The 14252-nt window shown below is 70.6% G+C and carries 19 protein-coding genes; 2 read left to right on the top strand and 17 right to left on the bottom strand.

The features are described 5' to 3' along the window. Nucleotides 1–135: 135 nt before the first annotated feature. The 15 genes from WA640_RS20005 to WA640_RS19935 form a co-directional block, all read right to left on the bottom strand. Complete coding sequence (locus WA640_RS20005) at nucleotides 136–837, bottom strand: HD domain-containing protein (RefSeq protein ID WP_335990006.1); 702 nt, start codon at nucleotides 835–837, stop codon at nucleotides 136–138. Next, nucleotides 834–1817 (bottom strand): glycosyltransferase family 2 protein, encoded by a 984-nt coding sequence (locus WA640_RS20000; RefSeq protein ID WP_335990005.1) that lies wholly within the window; start codon nucleotides 1815–1817, stop codon nucleotides 834–836. The genes WA640_RS20005 and WA640_RS20000 overlap by 4 nt, the downstream gene beginning before the upstream one ends. Beyond that, on the bottom strand, nucleotides 1814–2395 hold the full coding sequence (locus tag WA640_RS19995) for a hypothetical protein (protein ID WP_335990003.1): 582 nt from the start codon (nucleotides 2393–2395) through the stop codon (nucleotides 1814–1816). Before WA640_RS19995 ends, WA640_RS20000 begins: the two co-directional genes overlap by 4 nt. A 365-nt stretch (nucleotides 2396–2760) precedes the next feature. Further along, nucleotides 2761–3693, bottom strand: a complete 933-nt coding sequence (locus tag WA640_RS19990; RefSeq protein ID WP_335990000.1) for a hypothetical protein — start codon at nucleotides 3691–3693, stop codon at nucleotides 2761–2763. A gap of 210 nt (nucleotides 3694–3903) precedes the next feature. Then, a complete protein-coding gene (locus WA640_RS19985) occupies nucleotides 3904–4254 on the bottom strand; it encodes a hypothetical protein (protein WP_335989998.1) in 351 nt (116 codons plus the stop codon). 93 nt (nucleotides 4255–4347) lie between these two features. Further along, a complete protein-coding gene (locus tag WA640_RS19980) occupies nucleotides 4348–5244 on the bottom strand; it encodes a hypothetical protein (RefSeq protein WP_335989997.1) in 897 nt (298 codons plus the stop codon). A 243-nt stretch (nucleotides 5245–5487) separates the two neighbouring features. After that, a complete protein-coding gene (locus WA640_RS19975; RefSeq protein WP_335989996.1) occupies nucleotides 5488–6714 on the bottom strand; it encodes a sulfotransferase family protein in 1227 nt (408 codons plus the stop codon). A 52-nt stretch (nucleotides 6715–6766) separates the two neighbouring features. Beyond that, complete coding sequence (locus WA640_RS19970) at nucleotides 6767–7183, bottom strand: hypothetical protein (protein WP_335989994.1); 417 nt, start codon at nucleotides 7181–7183, stop codon at nucleotides 6767–6769. A gap of 94 nt (nucleotides 7184–7277) precedes the next feature. Next, nucleotides 7278–7535 carry a hypothetical protein gene (locus WA640_RS19965; RefSeq protein ID WP_335989993.1) on the bottom strand — a complete coding sequence of 86 codons (258 nt, stop codon included), beginning with the start codon at nucleotides 7533–7535 and terminating at the stop codon, nucleotides 7278–7280. Next, nucleotides 7535–8056, bottom strand: coding sequence for a hypothetical protein (locus WA640_RS19960; protein ID WP_335989991.1), 522 nt, complete (start codon nucleotides 8054–8056; stop codon nucleotides 7535–7537). The genes WA640_RS19965 and WA640_RS19960 overlap by 1 nt, the downstream gene beginning before the upstream one ends. Next, nucleotides 8043–8423 (bottom strand): hypothetical protein, encoded by a 381-nt coding sequence (locus WA640_RS19955; protein ID WP_335989990.1) that lies wholly within the window; start codon nucleotides 8421–8423, stop codon nucleotides 8043–8045. Before WA640_RS19955 ends, WA640_RS19960 begins: the two co-directional genes overlap by 14 nt. Nucleotides 8424–8491: 68 nt before the next feature. After that, nucleotides 8492–8995 (bottom strand): hypothetical protein, encoded by a 504-nt coding sequence (locus tag WA640_RS19950; RefSeq protein WP_335989988.1) that lies wholly within the window; start codon nucleotides 8993–8995, stop codon nucleotides 8492–8494. Nucleotides 8996–10074: 1079 nt separating this feature from the next. Then, nucleotides 10075–10458 (bottom strand): hypothetical protein, encoded by a 384-nt coding sequence (locus WA640_RS19945; RefSeq protein ID WP_335989986.1) that lies wholly within the window; start codon nucleotides 10456–10458, stop codon nucleotides 10075–10077. Next, entirely contained in the window at nucleotides 10455–10730 is a 276-nt protein-coding gene (locus tag WA640_RS19940; RefSeq protein ID WP_335989984.1) for a hypothetical protein, read from the bottom strand. The genes WA640_RS19945 and WA640_RS19940 overlap by 4 nt, the downstream gene beginning before the upstream one ends. Continuing rightward, the gene (locus WA640_RS19935; protein ID WP_335989982.1) at nucleotides 10730–11386 is read right to left on the bottom strand and encodes a hypothetical protein; all 657 of its coding nucleotides are present in this window, start codon (nucleotides 11384–11386) and stop codon (nucleotides 10730–10732) included. Before WA640_RS19935 ends, WA640_RS19940 begins: the two co-directional genes overlap by 1 nt. Nucleotides 11387–11604: 218 nt before the next feature. Here WA640_RS19935 and WA640_RS19930 point away from each other — a divergent pair, with 218 nt between their 5' ends. Continuing rightward, nucleotides 11605–12474, top strand: a complete 870-nt coding sequence (locus WA640_RS19930; protein ID WP_335989981.1) for a Scr1 family TA system antitoxin-like transcriptional regulator — start codon at nucleotides 11605–11607, stop codon at nucleotides 12472–12474. Further along, nucleotides 12461–12667, top strand: coding sequence for a DUF397 domain-containing protein (locus WA640_RS19925; RefSeq protein WP_335989980.1), 207 nt, complete (start codon nucleotides 12461–12463; stop codon nucleotides 12665–12667). Before WA640_RS19930 ends, WA640_RS19925 begins: the two co-directional genes overlap by 14 nt. A 135-nt stretch (nucleotides 12668–12802) precedes the next feature. On the opposite strand, the gene WA640_RS19920 is transcribed toward WA640_RS19925, so the two are convergent. Both WA640_RS19920 and WA640_RS19915 read right to left on the bottom strand, forming a co-directional pair. After that, nucleotides 12803–13471: an L-threonylcarbamoyladenylate synthase gene (locus WA640_RS19920; RefSeq protein WP_335989979.1), complete on the bottom strand. Its 669-nt coding sequence runs from the start codon at nucleotides 13469–13471 to the stop codon at nucleotides 12803–12805. 22 nt (nucleotides 13472–13493) lie between these two features. After that, nucleotides 13494–14234, bottom strand: coding sequence for a phytanoyl-CoA dioxygenase family protein (locus WA640_RS19915; protein WP_335989978.1), 741 nt, complete (start codon nucleotides 14232–14234; stop codon nucleotides 13494–13496). Between the last annotated feature and the right edge of the window lie 18 nt (nucleotides 14235–14252).

Raw genomic sequence — 14252 nt, 5'->3', positions numbered from 1 at the left:
GTGCGGGGCTGGCCGGTGCTGCGCGGGGTGAGGCGGCCGCCGGGATCGCGGGAGCCACGGCAGACGGCGGGGCCCATAGTGGTGTGCGCGGGTCAGGGTGGTCGCGGTGGGCGGTCGCACTGGGGCGGGGCTGCATCAGGCGCGGCCCTCCCACTCCGCGGTGAACTGGGCGAGGAACCGCATCAGGAACTCGTGGCGGCTCTTGGCGATGCGGCGGGCGGTCGCGGTGTTGAGCATGTCCGGGATCCGCGCGGCTTTCTCCAAGAGGTGGTTGATGCTGGTGGTGGTCTGGGCGAGGTAGGCCTCGGCGGTGTCGGCGTAGAAGGCGGGGAGGTCGGGGTCGTACATCTCGCGGCCGATGGCGCCGCCGTAGGCCATGGCTCTGCAGATGCCGATCGCGCCGAGCGAGGCGAGCCAGACCGCGTCCTGGACGATCCGCCCCGCCGCCGACAGCGGCCGACGCGGGGTGTGGGCGCCTTGGAACTTGATGCTGGCGATGTCGGCGGCGACCGCATCGGCGAAGGCCGCCGGAGCGCCCTGGCCGATGAGGAAGGCCCGCGCCGCCTCGGCCCCGGATTTCGCATCGCCGGTGCGTTTGACGTCGGCGACGTCCTGGAGCGCGGCGGTGATGACGATCCGCTCGATGAAGTCGGGGTCAGTGTGGCCCTCGGCGACGGCCACAGCGCGGGCGTTGTGCACGACCATGCGGACGGCATGCGGGCCGTGGCCGGTCCGGTCGGTCGCGGCGTCGGCCAGGCCGTGCGCGAGGGCGGCCCGGGCCAGGTCGGTCATACCGAGGTGCTCGTCGACGTCCGGCAGCACGAACATGTCGGTCACAGTGTGTCTCCTAGCGTCAGATGCAGAGTCGGGTGCGGCGGGGTGCGGCGAGCGCGGCGGATCAGGCGCAGACGGGCGGCGAGCCAGGCGAGGTCGGCGGCTACCAGCCGGATCGCGGCGGTCTGCGGTGCGTCGCAGACGCCCTCGGCCCGGTCGCGGGCGAGCATCCGCGCAGCGATCAGCGGGAGGTCGGCGGTCGAGCGGGTCGGGTCGGTGGCCAGGAGCAGGAGCCGGTGGCGGCGCAGCAGCGTGGCGCTGGCGGCGCCTGGGTCGGTGGCGGCGGCCCGGGGCGGCGGGGCGGTCTGGCTCCAGCCGTGATGGTGGGCGCGACGGCACCACTCGACAAGCGCGGCCGGCCCGAACCTGGTGTCCAGCAGCCCGAGGCGGTCGAGTGCGGCGGAGCGGACCAGCCACGAGCCCCACACCGGCACGGGAGCGACGCACCTGCCGCCCGGCGCCGCCGCCGGGGGCGGGTCCGGAGGCTCGGGGTCGGACAGGAGGAGCGCGGCCGCGTGCGGGCGCCGCCGCCCGGCCGCAACGAGATCGCCGAGGGCTCCGGGGGCGGGGCTCGCTTCGGTGCCGGCCAGGAGCACCCAGTCGGCGCGGTCGCGGGACCGGGCGACCGTGCACGCGAGATTCGCCGCGCCGACCCACGTCACCGGCCCTCGCGGGCGCATCACCTGGACGTGCGGCGCATGCGCGGCCGCCCACGCGGCGACGACGCCGTCGCCTCGGGCATCGATCACGCGCACCCGCAGGCGCACCCGCTCGTCCGCCGCCGCACCGAGCCGCTCTACAGTGGCCGCCGCGTCGGCAGCATCCCAAGCGAGCACGACGGCAGTGACGGACGCCGGTGCCGCGGTATGCGCAGCGGGGCCAGCGGCGAGTCGGGGCGGCAGCAGCGGGCCCGGTCCGCGGGCGGCGACCGCCTGCCGCGACCGACCATCTCCGGGGGAGGCCTCCCGGTCGGGGCCGGTCATGTCGGGCTCCCGGCCGCGCCATCGGCGCGGTGAGCTCGGGGCCGGTCCGGTGCCGCCTCGGCCCCGGGCAGCACGTCGCTGACGGCCAGCCCACCGGCAGGGGCGCCGGTCGGCGATGCAGTGGTCGCGCTGGTGGCATGGAAAAGAATCCCCACCACGATGGCGAATGCGCCGAGGGTGACGGCGATCCAGATAAGGCCCCAGGCGCGGTGGGACGGCGCCAGGAACGCAGGCCGCACCACCACCGCCCCCAGTTCGCGTGGGCCCGCGTGTGCGTCCAAGTGGCGGGCCAGGTTCGTCCAGTCGTCGTCGTGGGCGTAGCGGTGGTGGAGCACGGTGCGGTGCGACAGTGTCGAGTCGATGATCCGCTCGCCGTCCACCAGCAGCGTCCCGCCCGTTCGCGGCCGGATCCACAAATGCAGGCCGAACGGGGGAAGCACGACCAACACGCGGGCCACCGGGTCGAACACGGCTCGGGGATAGCGCAGGTACCAGGCGCCGCAGACGGCCAGGCACACACCGAGCACGGCGTCCATCAACGCGATGGCGCCCCAGCCCGCCGAGTACGCGGCGCCCATGCACCCCGCCATGACCATCCCGACCCCGACCACCAACCAGGACTGGCGCCCGCGCATGCGCACCGTCAGGTGTGCGCCGGCCCGCGGTCCTGGATCGACCCGGTCCCGCCCGGGGCGGTGGGGAACCCGGGCTGCTGGTGTGCCGGGACGGTCGTGTGGCGCCGGGACCGGAGGCGGTCCCGGGAACGGATCGTGCGGCGCGGCACCCGCAGGCGGTGCGGGGTCCTGGGAGTAGACCGGGCGCGGCGCGCGGGGGCAGCGCTCCGGATCAGGGATCGGTGGTGTCACAGCATTCCATTCAGGAGCGATTGGGGAATCGAGTGGAGCAGGAGGCAAGGGGATGCCAGTGTGGCCCGGCGCCTGGTTCAGACATCGCGCTCCCAGCCGATGGGCCAAGGCCGCGAGCGCCACCCGTGCGGGGCCGGGACGCGCCCGGCCTGCACGGCCGCTTCCAGTGCGATGGCGCGGTGCTCGCAGCGCCGGCGCACCAATCGGGGGAGGCGCCAGAGCACGCGCGCGAGCGCGGCCGCAACCGTTCGGGGGTGCTCGGCCCCGCAGTGCAGGCGGGCGCGGGCCGCTCGCATAATCCCGGCGACCGGCAGGGCCGGGTCGGTGGCGATGAAGTCGAGGTCGTCGCGCAAGAGGTCGGCCGCGCTCCCGGTCCGCGACGGCACGCCGCCGGTCGATATCGGGACGGTGAGCGCCGCGCTGGCCCATCCGCGCAGGCCAGCGCGCCGTACCAGGTCGGCCAGGGCCAGGCCGGTCGTGTACGCCGGATCGAGGCTGCCGACGGCGTCGAGCAGGTCCGATCGCAGCACCACCGGTGCTCCGGCACGCCCGCGCAGCGCCGCGAGGGTCTCCAGCGGCGCGTCGAGGCCCGCGAGCTCGCGGGCCTCGACGGCCGCCGCTGTGCCCCCGGCAGGTGCCGGGCCGGGGCGGAGGCAGAAGATGCCGGTGGCCTCGAAGCGGTGGACGGTGTGGTGCACGGTCGCGAGCACGGCGGGCGCGACGGTGGTCGACGCCTCCAGGACCAGGACCGAGTCCGCGCCCCACCAGTGGACCATCCGCTGGACGGTGGCGGTGACCGCGCGGGCGCGGTGCCAGCTCGCGGGCCAGGTGATCGAGGCGAACTCGGGGAAGGCGTCCAGGATCCAGTCTGCGGCGGCGGCGCCGGGATGGTCGACGACGATTACTCCGACCGCGATCTGGTACTGGCTCGCTTCGCGTACGGCCTCCCGGAGCGAGTGCAGGGTCGGCTCGAGCGTGCCGCGGTCGGCGGCAGGCACGACCACGGCCATTGCCATACCCTTACCGCACATGCCCGCCGCCGATCTGCCGCAGGCGGGCACGGGCGGCGCGGGCAGGGTGCGGCCCCGAATCCGAGCGGGCTCGTCGTCGCCGCCCGAGGACGATCGGGTCGCGGCGCACTCGCCCGGGCGCACCGGCGCCCCTAGCGGCTTTGCGGCGTGCTGATGTCATGTCCATAACGGTGTGTTCCTCGCCGACGGTCACAGGTACGGGTCCGGGGGGATCTGGGCGCGGTACTGGCGGATCCGCCCGACCGCACCGGCAACGCACGCCCCGACCCCGGCGAGGGTGGCCGCCGCAGCCGCAATCGCCCGCAGCGACGTCAGGCCGGTGCCGGGGTCGAGGACGACCTCGGTTCCGAGCGCGATGAGCGCGGCCGCGGCGATGCCCGGCCCGAAGGCGCGGGCCAGGTAGGGGGCCGCGCGCGGCAGCCACGTCCAGGCCAGGATGATCCGGGGCCGCCGGGGCAGGACGAACCCCGCCGGGCGGCCGGGGTCGGGCCTGGCGGCTCGGTCGGTCGGGCCGGTGGCGACGTCAACGGGCGCAGGCATGCTCGCTCCTGTGGTGAGTCGAGATCGGTCGTGTGTCGTGGAGGCGTGCCGCGGCGGCCGCGCCCGGCCGGGCCCGCAACCCGCCGTCGCCGCTCACCAGGCGGCCCCGGTCGCCATGACGGCCAGGCACGCCGGGAGGCTCATCAAGGCGTCGCGCCGGGCGCGCTGGAGGGCGGCGTCGTGACCGAGCCGGGCCCGGTCCGCCACGAAACTGGCGGCGTGGGCGACGCCGAAGGCGACACCGACAATCGCCGGGAACGGCACGGGCGGCACACCGACCAGCAGCGGCACCACGGTGGCGAGGACGGCAGTAAGGCCGCCGGCGACGGCCGGGCGCCGAAACCACCGCGGCGGCTCCAAGCCGAGGGCCTCAAGGAGGCCGCGGGGGCGGTCCACCGAGAGGCGGGCGTCGGTGCCGGGATGGGCCAATGCGGCGAGCACCCGGCCGATGACCTCGTGGTGTTCGAGCTCGGCGCCGGCGTCGCACCGCTGGTAGAAGGTGCGGGCCCACAACTGGAGGTCGGCGGCGCTGAGCGACCCGGACTGCACGCGGCCGATCGCGTCGCCGACCTGGATTCGCGTCAGGCGGTAGCGCAGGTCCGGCGCCGGTTCGATATCCACCAAGGCCCGGGCGGCTCCGGGCACGGGGCGATGGAACTCGGCGAGGTCGGCCAGGGCCTCGCGCTGGCGCCGCTCGTATGCGGGCGTCGAGGTCTGCTCGGCCCACGCGGCCAGGTGCGGGAGGGCCGCAGCCACCCACGCCGCGATCACCTCCCGGTCGAGGCCCTCGGCGCCGGCGAGCTGCCAGTGGTCGACGAGGACCCCGGTCACCGGATGGAACGCGAGCTCGGCCACCGGGACCGGGTCGGCGGCGGCGCCGCGCAACAGGACCGCGCGGCCGGGCCGACCGGTGCGCTCCAGCGCGAGGTCAGCCGTGCCGCACCAGAAAGCGGCGATGATCATCCGGTTCGCGTGCCTGGTGGGAGTCACCGGGGTCCTCCCGTCGAGGCCGCACCCGCAGCCCGTCCGGCACCGGGGGGACGGCGGCCTGCTCCCGGCGGGGTTGCCTCGGGCCCGCGCGGTGGTGGTGCGGTGCCGGGATCGGTCTGGTCGGGGACGTTCAACGGGTCGGTAGTGGTGTCGGTGTCGGGCATCGGATCGCTTTCAGCGCAGCGCGCAGGGTGGGGCCGGACGGTCAGGGGGCGGGTGCCGAGCGCGGCTCGCAGGGCCGGGCTAGGTGAAGGACATTGCGGCTTCGACGCGCGAGTAGTCGCCGAATGCTTGTTCGACCTCGTCCTCGTTGAGGCCGAACCACTTGATCGCGTACTCGTGGGTGCGTTTGGTGGGCCGCGCCATGGTCGCGCCCAGGCGGGCCGCGTCGTCAGCGGTCCACTTTGCGCCGAGCCGGTCGTAGAGGACAGGCATCTTCTCGTGCGGTTTGTCGACCACGACGTCGTGGTAGGGGACGTCGATGATCTGCTCCCTGGGCACCGCCGCCCGGCCCTGGCCCGGCGCCACGGTCCGCGCCGCGCGGGCGCGCTCGACCATCCAGGGGAGCATCCGCAGGCACATCTGCCCGACCTCGGCCGGGTCGGGGCGGTGCACGTGCATCTGCCAGGAGGTCTCCACCAGGGAGCAGATCGAGCCCATCACCGTGACTGGGGCGCGGTGCATCCACACGATCTGCGCGTCGGGGAACACCCGGATGATCTGGTCGAGGTTGGCGAGGTGCGTCGGGGACTTGATGACCCACCGTTGCGGCTCCCTCCCGTGCTGCAGCACTTGGTAGGCCTTCTTCAGCAGGTCGTAGTCGCGGGTGTAGTCGCGCTGGTAGCACCATGTCTCGTATCCGCGCATGGGCGCTCGTGCCAGGTGCTGGGCGCCGTGGGGCAGCAGGAACGGGTCCTCGTCCGCGCCGGCGGCAGCCTGGGGGTGGATGGCGCGCATCGACGGCGCCAATCGCAGGACCAGGCGCATCACCTGGTCGATCTGGCGGACCAGGCGCGCCTCCTCACGGGGCGGGAGGGCCAGGGAGGTGTGCATGAGCTCCCACAGCGCCGGCGCCCGGTGCCCGGCCGACTGGGCGATGACTTTGTGGGTGACGGTGGTGCCGGTGCGGGGCAGGCCGACGATGACGATCGGCCGCTCGATCACCTCCCGCCCGATCTCGGGGTGGGCGGCGTGGAGGGCTTCGATGCGCATCTGGTTGGCGATCCGGGCCTGGACGTCGCCGCGGGCCATGGCCCAGCCCAGCCCCGACAGCCCCGGCGCGGTCGCGAAGCCTGCGAGCAGGCGCCGGTAGCCGTCGATGTCGGCCTCGTGCATCGGCGGGTGATCGCCGGCCTGGTCTCCGGCCCGCTCGAGGAGCTTCCAGAAGACCCGGTCGGGATTGTTGCGGGATCGCAGGCTCGGCGCCATGAGGGCGTTGAGGACGGGGATGAGGTTCGAGGTGCGTTTCATCAGGGCTCGTTTCGCATCATGGGGGCGGGCGTGGCGGGGAGGGGTGTGCGGTTCAGGCGAAGCGGTCGCCGAAGAGCCGGTTGAGGATCCGGGTGCCCAGGCGGACCTTGCGTGAGGCGCCGTCGCAGCTGCGGCAGGTCTTGGAGGTCGTCAGGACCCAGAACCGCCGTTTGAAGCGCCCGCCGCCGGAGCAGCGCAGGCAGTCGCGTTCGGTGTAGATCGCGCAGTCGATCAGCCAGGCGAGGACGAGGGCGGCCGCGGCGATGCCGGCGAGGAACGGGTGGCCCGTCCACAACAGGCCCGCAGCCGTCAGCGCGCTGATACTGGCCGCTACGACGTTGCGGACGCCGAACGCGCAGGCCACCGCGATCGCGACAGCCGTCGTATCCGGCTGCTGGAGGAGGAAGAGCAGGAAGTCGAGCAGCCCGGTGAGGGCCGCGGTGAAGGCAGTGGTGAGGGTCTCGGTCATCTCGGAGGACGGGCCGGGGTCGGGGTCGCCTCCTGCCGCCGGCCCGGGCGGCAGGACGAACACTGGTGGGGTACACGGAAATCGCAGGCATCGGTTACAGGGGCTCGCCTTCGCCGTCGGTGCGCCGCCGCTGCGCGCTCTGGCGGCGGGTGTGCGTGGCGACGACCAGCGCGATCCACCCGATCGCGATGCCGGCGGCGAGCGCGCCGGCGATCAGGACCGGCCAGAGCTGGTCGATCCCGCCGTGCCAGGACAGGTACAGCAGCCCGGCGCCGACCGCGAGGAGTGCGAGCGGCACGGCGAGGGCCCGGGCCCATTCGCCGGCCGCGGCGAGCAGGATGGCTAGGCGCATCAGGACCAGCCTCCGAGCAGTCTCGGGTGGAAGACGTCGGGCTCCCAGAGGCCGACGACGGCCAGCGCGATCATGTTCCCGTCACGGAGCTCAACGCTGGTCTGGAAGGCGCCCTCGCTGGTGTCGAGCGCGGCGGTGCATTCGGCCGCGAACGCGCCGACCCACGCGGTGAGGGCGGGATCGGTCTCGTGCAGGTTGCCGACCGCTCGCTGCAGTTCGCTTGCGACCCATCGGACTGCGGCCGGGGCATCGAACTCGGCGCCGCGCTCGTACCGGTTCCACGGGGTCAGCCGCCAGATCCGCGCCTCGGCCGGGAGTGCCTGCGCCACATGCCCGTCCACATACGTCGGGACCGGGTCGGCGCGGCGCTCGTACCGGTAGCAGTGGTAGATCGCCGTGCCCGGTCGCGGCAGCCGCGGCTCCTCGCTAGGCGCGTCGCGTTCAGGGCCGGTGCCGCCTGCGGATGCGCGGTGGCGGACGTAGACCGGCCGGATCGGGACCAGTTCCTCAACGACCGGCACCGGACACCTCCCTTGGCCGGCGGTTCCCGAGCACAGAGTTGGGCTGCGCGGGCAGACCCGGCGAGAGCTCCAGGCCCCCGAACGCCCACCGCCACAGGGCCATCCCACACACCACGGTCAGCTCCGCTGCAAGACCGGCCATGTCGCTGTTGAGCGCGTCCTGGTGCGCCACATGCAGATGCGGCGTCCGGCTCTCACCCCACCGGATCACCCCGATGTAGCCCGTGCTCTCCGGTGCGGAGGCGGCGTCGGTGCACCAGATCGAGGAGCCGGAGTCCACCGCGTAGACCACGGTCCGGTCCCCGATCTGCGCCCGGCCCAGGACGGTGCCGTGCGGCAGGCCACGCGTCGACGTCGCCGCCGACACCGCCCCCTCCGCGGCACTCTCGACAGCGCCATTGCGCCCCCGCATTCGCAGCCGGCCTGCTCCCCCCTTCATGCCGCCACCCGATCCGTCGCAGCGGCATGAGCGGCCAGCGCGCATTCCCAGCGCGACTTCACCCGCGCCTGGAGCCTCAGCAGCAGGTCCACCGGGAGCGCACCGGTGTTGCCGAGGTGGAGCGCGGCGGTGTGATCGTCGAGCCGGTCGGCCCAGCCCTCGAATTCCTCCACCAAGACCCCCCGGCCTCGTTCCAGCGGGCGGCGGATGATCGCGACCCGCTCGCCGACCAGGTCAGCCCACAGCTCGAACACGACCGCACCGTGGATCTCGCGGTCGCGGTTGTCCGCGGCCTGATCGTGCCAGCGGCGCCAGCACCCGGCCGCCTGCACCAACACGAGCTCCCGCAGGCCCGGGCTCGCCCAACTCGCCCGCGCCGCTTCGACGACGACCCGGACCGAGCCGGGCCCGGGCAGCCCAGAGACCAGCGCGAGCGGATGCACGGCCCCGGCCTCCTCGACCACCACCCGCACCTGCCCGGCTCCGAGGTCAGGGGTCATGAACACTTCGTGGCCGGCCACGCGGAACCGCATCCACGGCCCCGGCCCGGGCAGACCCTCAGGGACTGGTCGCATCCTCATGCCCGCTCCCCTCCCGCGCTGGCGTGCACAGAGCCGATCCCGTGCACGCCAGCAGGACGGGAGCGGTCCGGTCGCGCAACTACCGCATCCCACCGCGCGACCGGACCCGAAGGAGGCCGCCGCAAGCCCTCCCCCTCGCGACACCTCCCCGTCTCGGTGTGCCCGACTGGCCGGCCGAGCCCAATGCCGGCGGAGCCAATCAGAGGGCCGTCAGGTCGCGGGTGCGCACCGAGCCGGTCCGAAGCCCGCCTTGCAGCAGCACCTGCCGTAACGCCAGGATCCCCCTGCCGCCAGGGCTCGTCCTCGCCCGGTTCGGCGAGACACGCAGGGCACCAGGCAGACTCGTTCGGGCGGATCACATACCGCCAGCCGCAGGCGGCCAGGCCATCCCCCACCTGCACGTAGCCGACCACGACCAGCCGCAGCAAGGTCGTGCACCCGGCACAGGTCACCAGCACCGGCCGGGCGGCAACGCCCGCGCCGGTCATCTCGATCCCGAACACGACGGGCCGGTAGCCCACGAGTACGGGAGTGGAGGCGGCACTGCCGTGCACGGCAGCCGTGTGTGCCGCCGCCCCCACTCCCTCCCCAGGCACCGGAGCCAGGAGATCCCCGGTACCCGCACCGCCGCCACCCCACATAGCGACAGCACGACTCGAAGTCGTTGCGTCAGCAACACCAACGCGATCAAAGACCAGCTCGACGTTGCGCATGCACATCAGGAGGACCCTCCCGCCTGCGCGATTAGCGCGGCACTGGCGTCCTTCGCCTGCTGCTGCATCGCCCGCCCCTGCTTGCACAGCCGCCGGCGTTCGCCCCCGGCGCCGCGGCACCGTCCGCACCCGTCGACGTGATCGAGGTATTGCGCCCGCGCCGCATCAGGTGGAATACTGGTCGAAGCTGGTCCTTTTCCTTTCATGGAGTCCTCCAGGATTCGTTGATGGTCTGGTTGTTCGGGGTTGCGCGCCGTCATGTCCAAGTGGGGCGCGCCGGCCCCGTTAACGTGTCCGCGCCGGAGTCCGGCGCCGGTTGAACAGGCCCGCCCCGGCCGCGTTGCTGTCGTCAGCAGCCGCGCGCCGCGCGCCCTCAGGGCTGCCGCGCACCTCACCAGGCCCTGGGTCCCTCACCACGTCCGCGAAACAGCTCCGGCCGCACTCGGCCAGGGCCGTCGCTCGTTCCGGTGTCAGCCATCCCTTATGGGACAGCGGCACCACATGCGGCTGCATCGTTCCGATACCGGTCAGGTTCGCAATCCCGCGCGGCGACACCGCCGTGAACTGCGCGGTCACGAACGTGGTTCCCGGGGCCCAGACGAACTCGATCCGCTGCCCGTCGATGACCGTCTCGCCGATCGACACCTGCACACTGTCACTGGGGTTCATCCGATGACCTCCAGCTCGAAGTGCCGCCAGAGCACCTGCACCGTATCCACGACCTCGATCCGGGTGGCCGACGTCCAGACCGCGAGCGCTGTCGCCAACTGCGGCCGCGGACCGGAAAGCCCGACGACCCGGCCGAGCTCGCCGTCGAGATCGTCGGTATAAGCCAGGCGCACCAGGTCGAACGCGTCACCCTCGCACTGGAACATGGCAACTTCCTGCTCCGCGAGGTCAAAGCGGTCGATGATCCGCCGAAGACTGCTGGTTGCGGTCACTAGGGACTCACCGCCCCTCGCGGCAGGCCCACGCCGTCCCCGACTGATCCCCTGCCGACACTCACAGGCGCCTGCGCTTGCGTCGAGGACACCGTCGCAATGGCACGTTCGAGTGCGGCCGCGAACAGACTGGTGAACTCCAGCTTCCATTCAGCAGTGTTGTGTCGGTAGAGGCCGACAAACTCGATGCCAGGATCGATACAGGTAGGTCGATGTGCCCGCGCAATCACCTGGCCTTTGGCGTCACCGAGCCGCGCGGTGACGCTTCGGCCTGTCCGGGCGACCATCATGCAGACCAGGTTTCGGCCATCGGGCCCTGAAAAGGTATCCAGCAGGCTTGACGGCAGGAGCGTCACTGCTGCAAGGCCTCGACTTTCAGACTGCGGAACGGCCTCACGCAAAGCTCGAATCGACAGGGTCCGCAACGAGTCCTTCCACGAACTGCTTCGCGTCCGCCATCGGTCCTCGATCTCGACAACCGGCTCGACACTCAATGGGTGCCAGATCCTCGCCACCGATGTGCGACTGCCCTCGCTGCCGCTGTGCCGCACCGCCACCGATCGACCAGTACGCGAGACCACGAGCGCAAGCTCTTCGCCATCAGGACCGCTGAAAGTACCGAGCTCCTCGTTGGGATTGAGCGCTTCCTCGTTCACCTGGCCTCCTCTCACGTTGACCGACCGCGGCGGTGGCCGTGGATTGATCGTGTGAGAGAGACCGTAAGCCCTGGTCAGCGGCGTACACAATCTCCAGCGCCGGTTCGCATCACCGGTTGCCACTGAAAGCTGCCACTCAGAAGGTCGAAATACTGTTAGTTCTAACTGGCAGCACCCACTGGTGCTTGAATGTGCGCTCATCGCTACAATCTGGCCGTATGACCGCGAACGAAACCAGCGCCTCCACCGCTATCTCGACTCCTCACGCAGTCATCGCTGAGATCCTTGAACAGGAGCGAACGAAGCCGCGCCCGGGGAAACCCAAGGGACTGTCGAAGGCAGACATCCCCAGTGACGTATGTTCGCGGACCACCTACAACATGCTCATCAAGGGGACATATCCCAAGGTGAACCCCTCGATGATTCGCGATCTTATGGACGACATATTCCACTCTGATCCTGAGCTCATCCGCGAGGTTCGTGAGCTGGCACGAGCCACCCACGAAGAGCGATGGTGGGAGGCCTACCGATCGGGCATCGCAGACAACAGCTGGCTTGCAATCCAGCGCGAGGAACGCGCCTCCCGCATCGTCAGCCACACGAACAATTTCGTTCCGGTGCTCGCCCAGTCCGTCGAGTTTCTCTCGGCCCTGTTCGACTCGCTGAAGAAGACCGTCAAGGAACACGATGTCGACCTTGACGCCGCATACCAGCTTCGCCTCGGCCGACTGGAACGATGGGAAGATTCGGAGCAGCCCCTGACCTGCGTTATCGGTGAAGCAGGGCTGAGGATCGATCTCGGCGTGGACGTGCGCGAAGCACAGATGCGGCACCTCCTGAAGCTTCACGAGCTGCCTCATGTTGAAATCTTCGTGGTCCCGTTCTCGGCAGGCAGGTACAGCGTTCTGCAGTATGAGTTCAGCATCCTCGAGTTCGACGACGGCCCGGAATCGCTCATCCGCGTCGCAGGTTTGAGTGAGCGATACCTCACGCCGGACAGCCGACACGGGCGGTTCTTCCGCGACGGGATCACCGAGGCCAAGAACATGGCGATATCGATCAAGGAGTATGCAGATGGAAGCGCATGAAGGCTGGCGCAAGTCCTCCCGATCCCAGCAGGGCTCCAACAACTGCGTCGAGGCCCGGGTAGCCCCGGAGGGCCCGCAACTGTCTGATAGCAAACTGGCTGGTGAACACCGCCCCATCATCACCCTCGATGAAGCCTCATTCGTGACCTTCATCGAGCACATTAAGTCAGAGTCCTTGCGCCGTACGGACTGACGGAAGAAGAAAGGCCCGCCAGGTGGGACTGAGCGGACCAATCAGACAATCGCAGCACTCAGCATAGCGTGACCGCCACCCTCTGTGGGGGCGGTCGCGCTTTTGAGTCCCAACAGGGCGCTTCCATGGGCGAGGCTACGAGAGCTGTCTTCGGAGGACCGCGGCGAGCGCCCTTTCATGAACCAGCCCAGGGCGCGTGAGATCAGCCGTCGGCATCGAGCAGTCCACGATCGTGAGGTGGTTGGCGGCTGGAGCAACGCCACCGTCAAGGATCACCGCCGCATTGATAGCCGTGTGGTCCAGGAACGCATGCACCTCCTGGACGGAGATAGCCGGCCCGGGTGCGTCAACACCGGCATCGCCGGAAATGTTCACCGTCGTGGCCGCGACAGGCACTGGTGAGCTGAGCGCGAGCTCCCCGAGCGGCCCGGGGGCGATCGTGACGAGCGCTGGCGATCCGACGGTGGCCTGTTGCACGTCGGCCTGCGGCGTAGATTTCCATGGCAAGAGCATTGCGAGGTTGCCGGGCCAGAACGCGTCAGCGAGGAGCTCAGCCTCAGGGTGCATGACGAACAGGTCCGCGCAGACCTGCCGTGAAGGGGCGATGTACACGAGCGACTTCGATCGTGGTCGCTGTTTGCTGGTGAAGATGCTCTCGCAAGCAGCGAGATTGGTCGCGTCGGCGCAGATCATGTACCAGCGCTCGGTCGGCACGATCACCAGCTCTCCATCATCGAGAGCTCGGGCCGCCTTCTCCAGTTCGCTGACAGGGATGGATTTCACGCGCATCATTCCAATCGTCATTCTTATCGAGGGTTGTCGGCCCTCACGTTCGCAGCCCCTGGTAGTCAAGCCACGGATCGTGCAGTGCATCGAGCCGCCGCTGTGCATGGTCGGTGTGCTCGACGCGGAAGTACACCATGATTCTTGGCTCAGCGCCGAAGTTGCGCCCGACGGCATGAGGGACAAGGTGGTGCATCAGCAGAAGATCGCCCGGTCGACCGAGAAAAGGGGTGCCCGATTGTGCATCCAGCTCCGGGGGGACTTGCTTTGTGAGTCCCTGGGACCATTCGGACTGAAACCATTCCGACATGGCTTGATGGCCACCGGGTTGGTAGTGGAGCGCCCCGCCTTGCGGGTCGGTGATGTCAGAGAGCACCACACCGGCTAGCAGGGAGAAGGTTCGCAGTTCATTCGGGTCGAGGTGTGGGCATGCCACGCCATCGACGTGCATGGACTTCTCCGGCTGTGGCGTGGATAGCCTCCCTTCAGGTACGCGGATCTGCAGCTGCATGGTGGCGACCGGACGGAAGGTGCCCAGGAGTTCCGCAGCCAGTTCCGCTGCTGGCGACTGGGCGAAGAGCGCTAGGAGGTCCGGGTGGCTCTTGAACTCGGGGGCGAACGTTCGTTGTGTGTAGCCGTCGATGAGGGCAGGATCCATAGCCTCGTGGTACCAGTCGTCGACGAGTTCACGAGCGCGGGAGATCAGCTCTGGCGCGACGGCGTTTCGCCGAATGAGCATCCCTTCACGAATGAAGGTGCTCTTCTCGTTGGGGGTGAGGGACATTGAACCTCCAGATGGCTT

The organism is Glycomyces sp. MUSA5-2, from assembly GCF_037034145.1.
In the GTDB taxonomy this organism is placed as follows: domain Bacteria; phylum Actinomycetota; class Actinomycetes; order Mycobacteriales; family Micromonosporaceae; genus Glycomyces; species Glycomyces artemisiae.
This window is presented reverse-complemented; position numbering and strand designations above follow the sequence as displayed.

Coding starts and splice junctions, on each gene's coding strand:
- WA640_RS19915 (WP_335989978.1), bottom strand. CDS start 14,234: ATGTCCCTCACCCCCAACGAGAAGAGCACCTTCATTCGTGAAGGGATG.
- WA640_RS20000 (WP_335990005.1), bottom strand. CDS start 1,817: ATGACCGGCCCCGACCGGGAGGCCTCCCCCGGAGATGGTCGGTCGCGG.
- WA640_RS19950 (WP_335989988.1), bottom strand. CDS start 8,995: ATGACCCCTGACCTCGGAGCCGGGCAGGTGCGGGTGGTGGTCGAGGAG.
- WA640_RS19990 (WP_335990000.1), bottom strand. CDS start 3,693: ATGGCCGTGGTCGTGCCTGCCGCCGACCGCGGCACGCTCGAGCCGACC.
- WA640_RS19930 (WP_335989981.1), top strand. CDS start 11,605: ATGACCGCGAACGAAACCAGCGCCTCCACCGCTATCTCGACTCCTCAC.
- WA640_RS19945 (WP_335989986.1), bottom strand. CDS start 10,458: ATGAACCCCAGTGACAGTGTGCAGGTGTCGATCGGCGAGACGGTCATC.
- WA640_RS19965 (WP_335989993.1), bottom strand. CDS start 7,535: ATGCGCCTAGCCATCCTGCTCGCCGCGGCCGGCGAATGGGCCCGGGCC.
- WA640_RS19985 (WP_335989998.1), bottom strand. CDS start 4,254: ATGCCTGCGCCCGTTGACGTCGCCACCGGCCCGACCGACCGAGCCGCC.
- WA640_RS19995 (WP_335990003.1), bottom strand. CDS start 2,395: ATGGGCGCCGCGTACTCGGCGGGCTGGGGCGCCATCGCGTTGATGGAC.
- WA640_RS19975 (WP_335989996.1), bottom strand. CDS start 6,714: ATGAAACGCACCTCGAACCTCATCCCCGTCCTCAACGCCCTCATGGCG.
- WA640_RS19920 (WP_335989979.1), bottom strand. CDS start 13,471: ATGACGATTGGAATGATGCGCGTGAAATCCATCCCTGTCAGCGAACTG.
- WA640_RS19970 (WP_335989994.1), bottom strand. CDS start 7,183: ATGACCGAGACCCTCACCACTGCCTTCACCGCGGCCCTCACCGGGCTG.
- WA640_RS19925 (WP_335989980.1), top strand. CDS start 12,461: ATGGAAGCGCATGAAGGCTGGCGCAAGTCCTCCCGATCCCAGCAGGGC.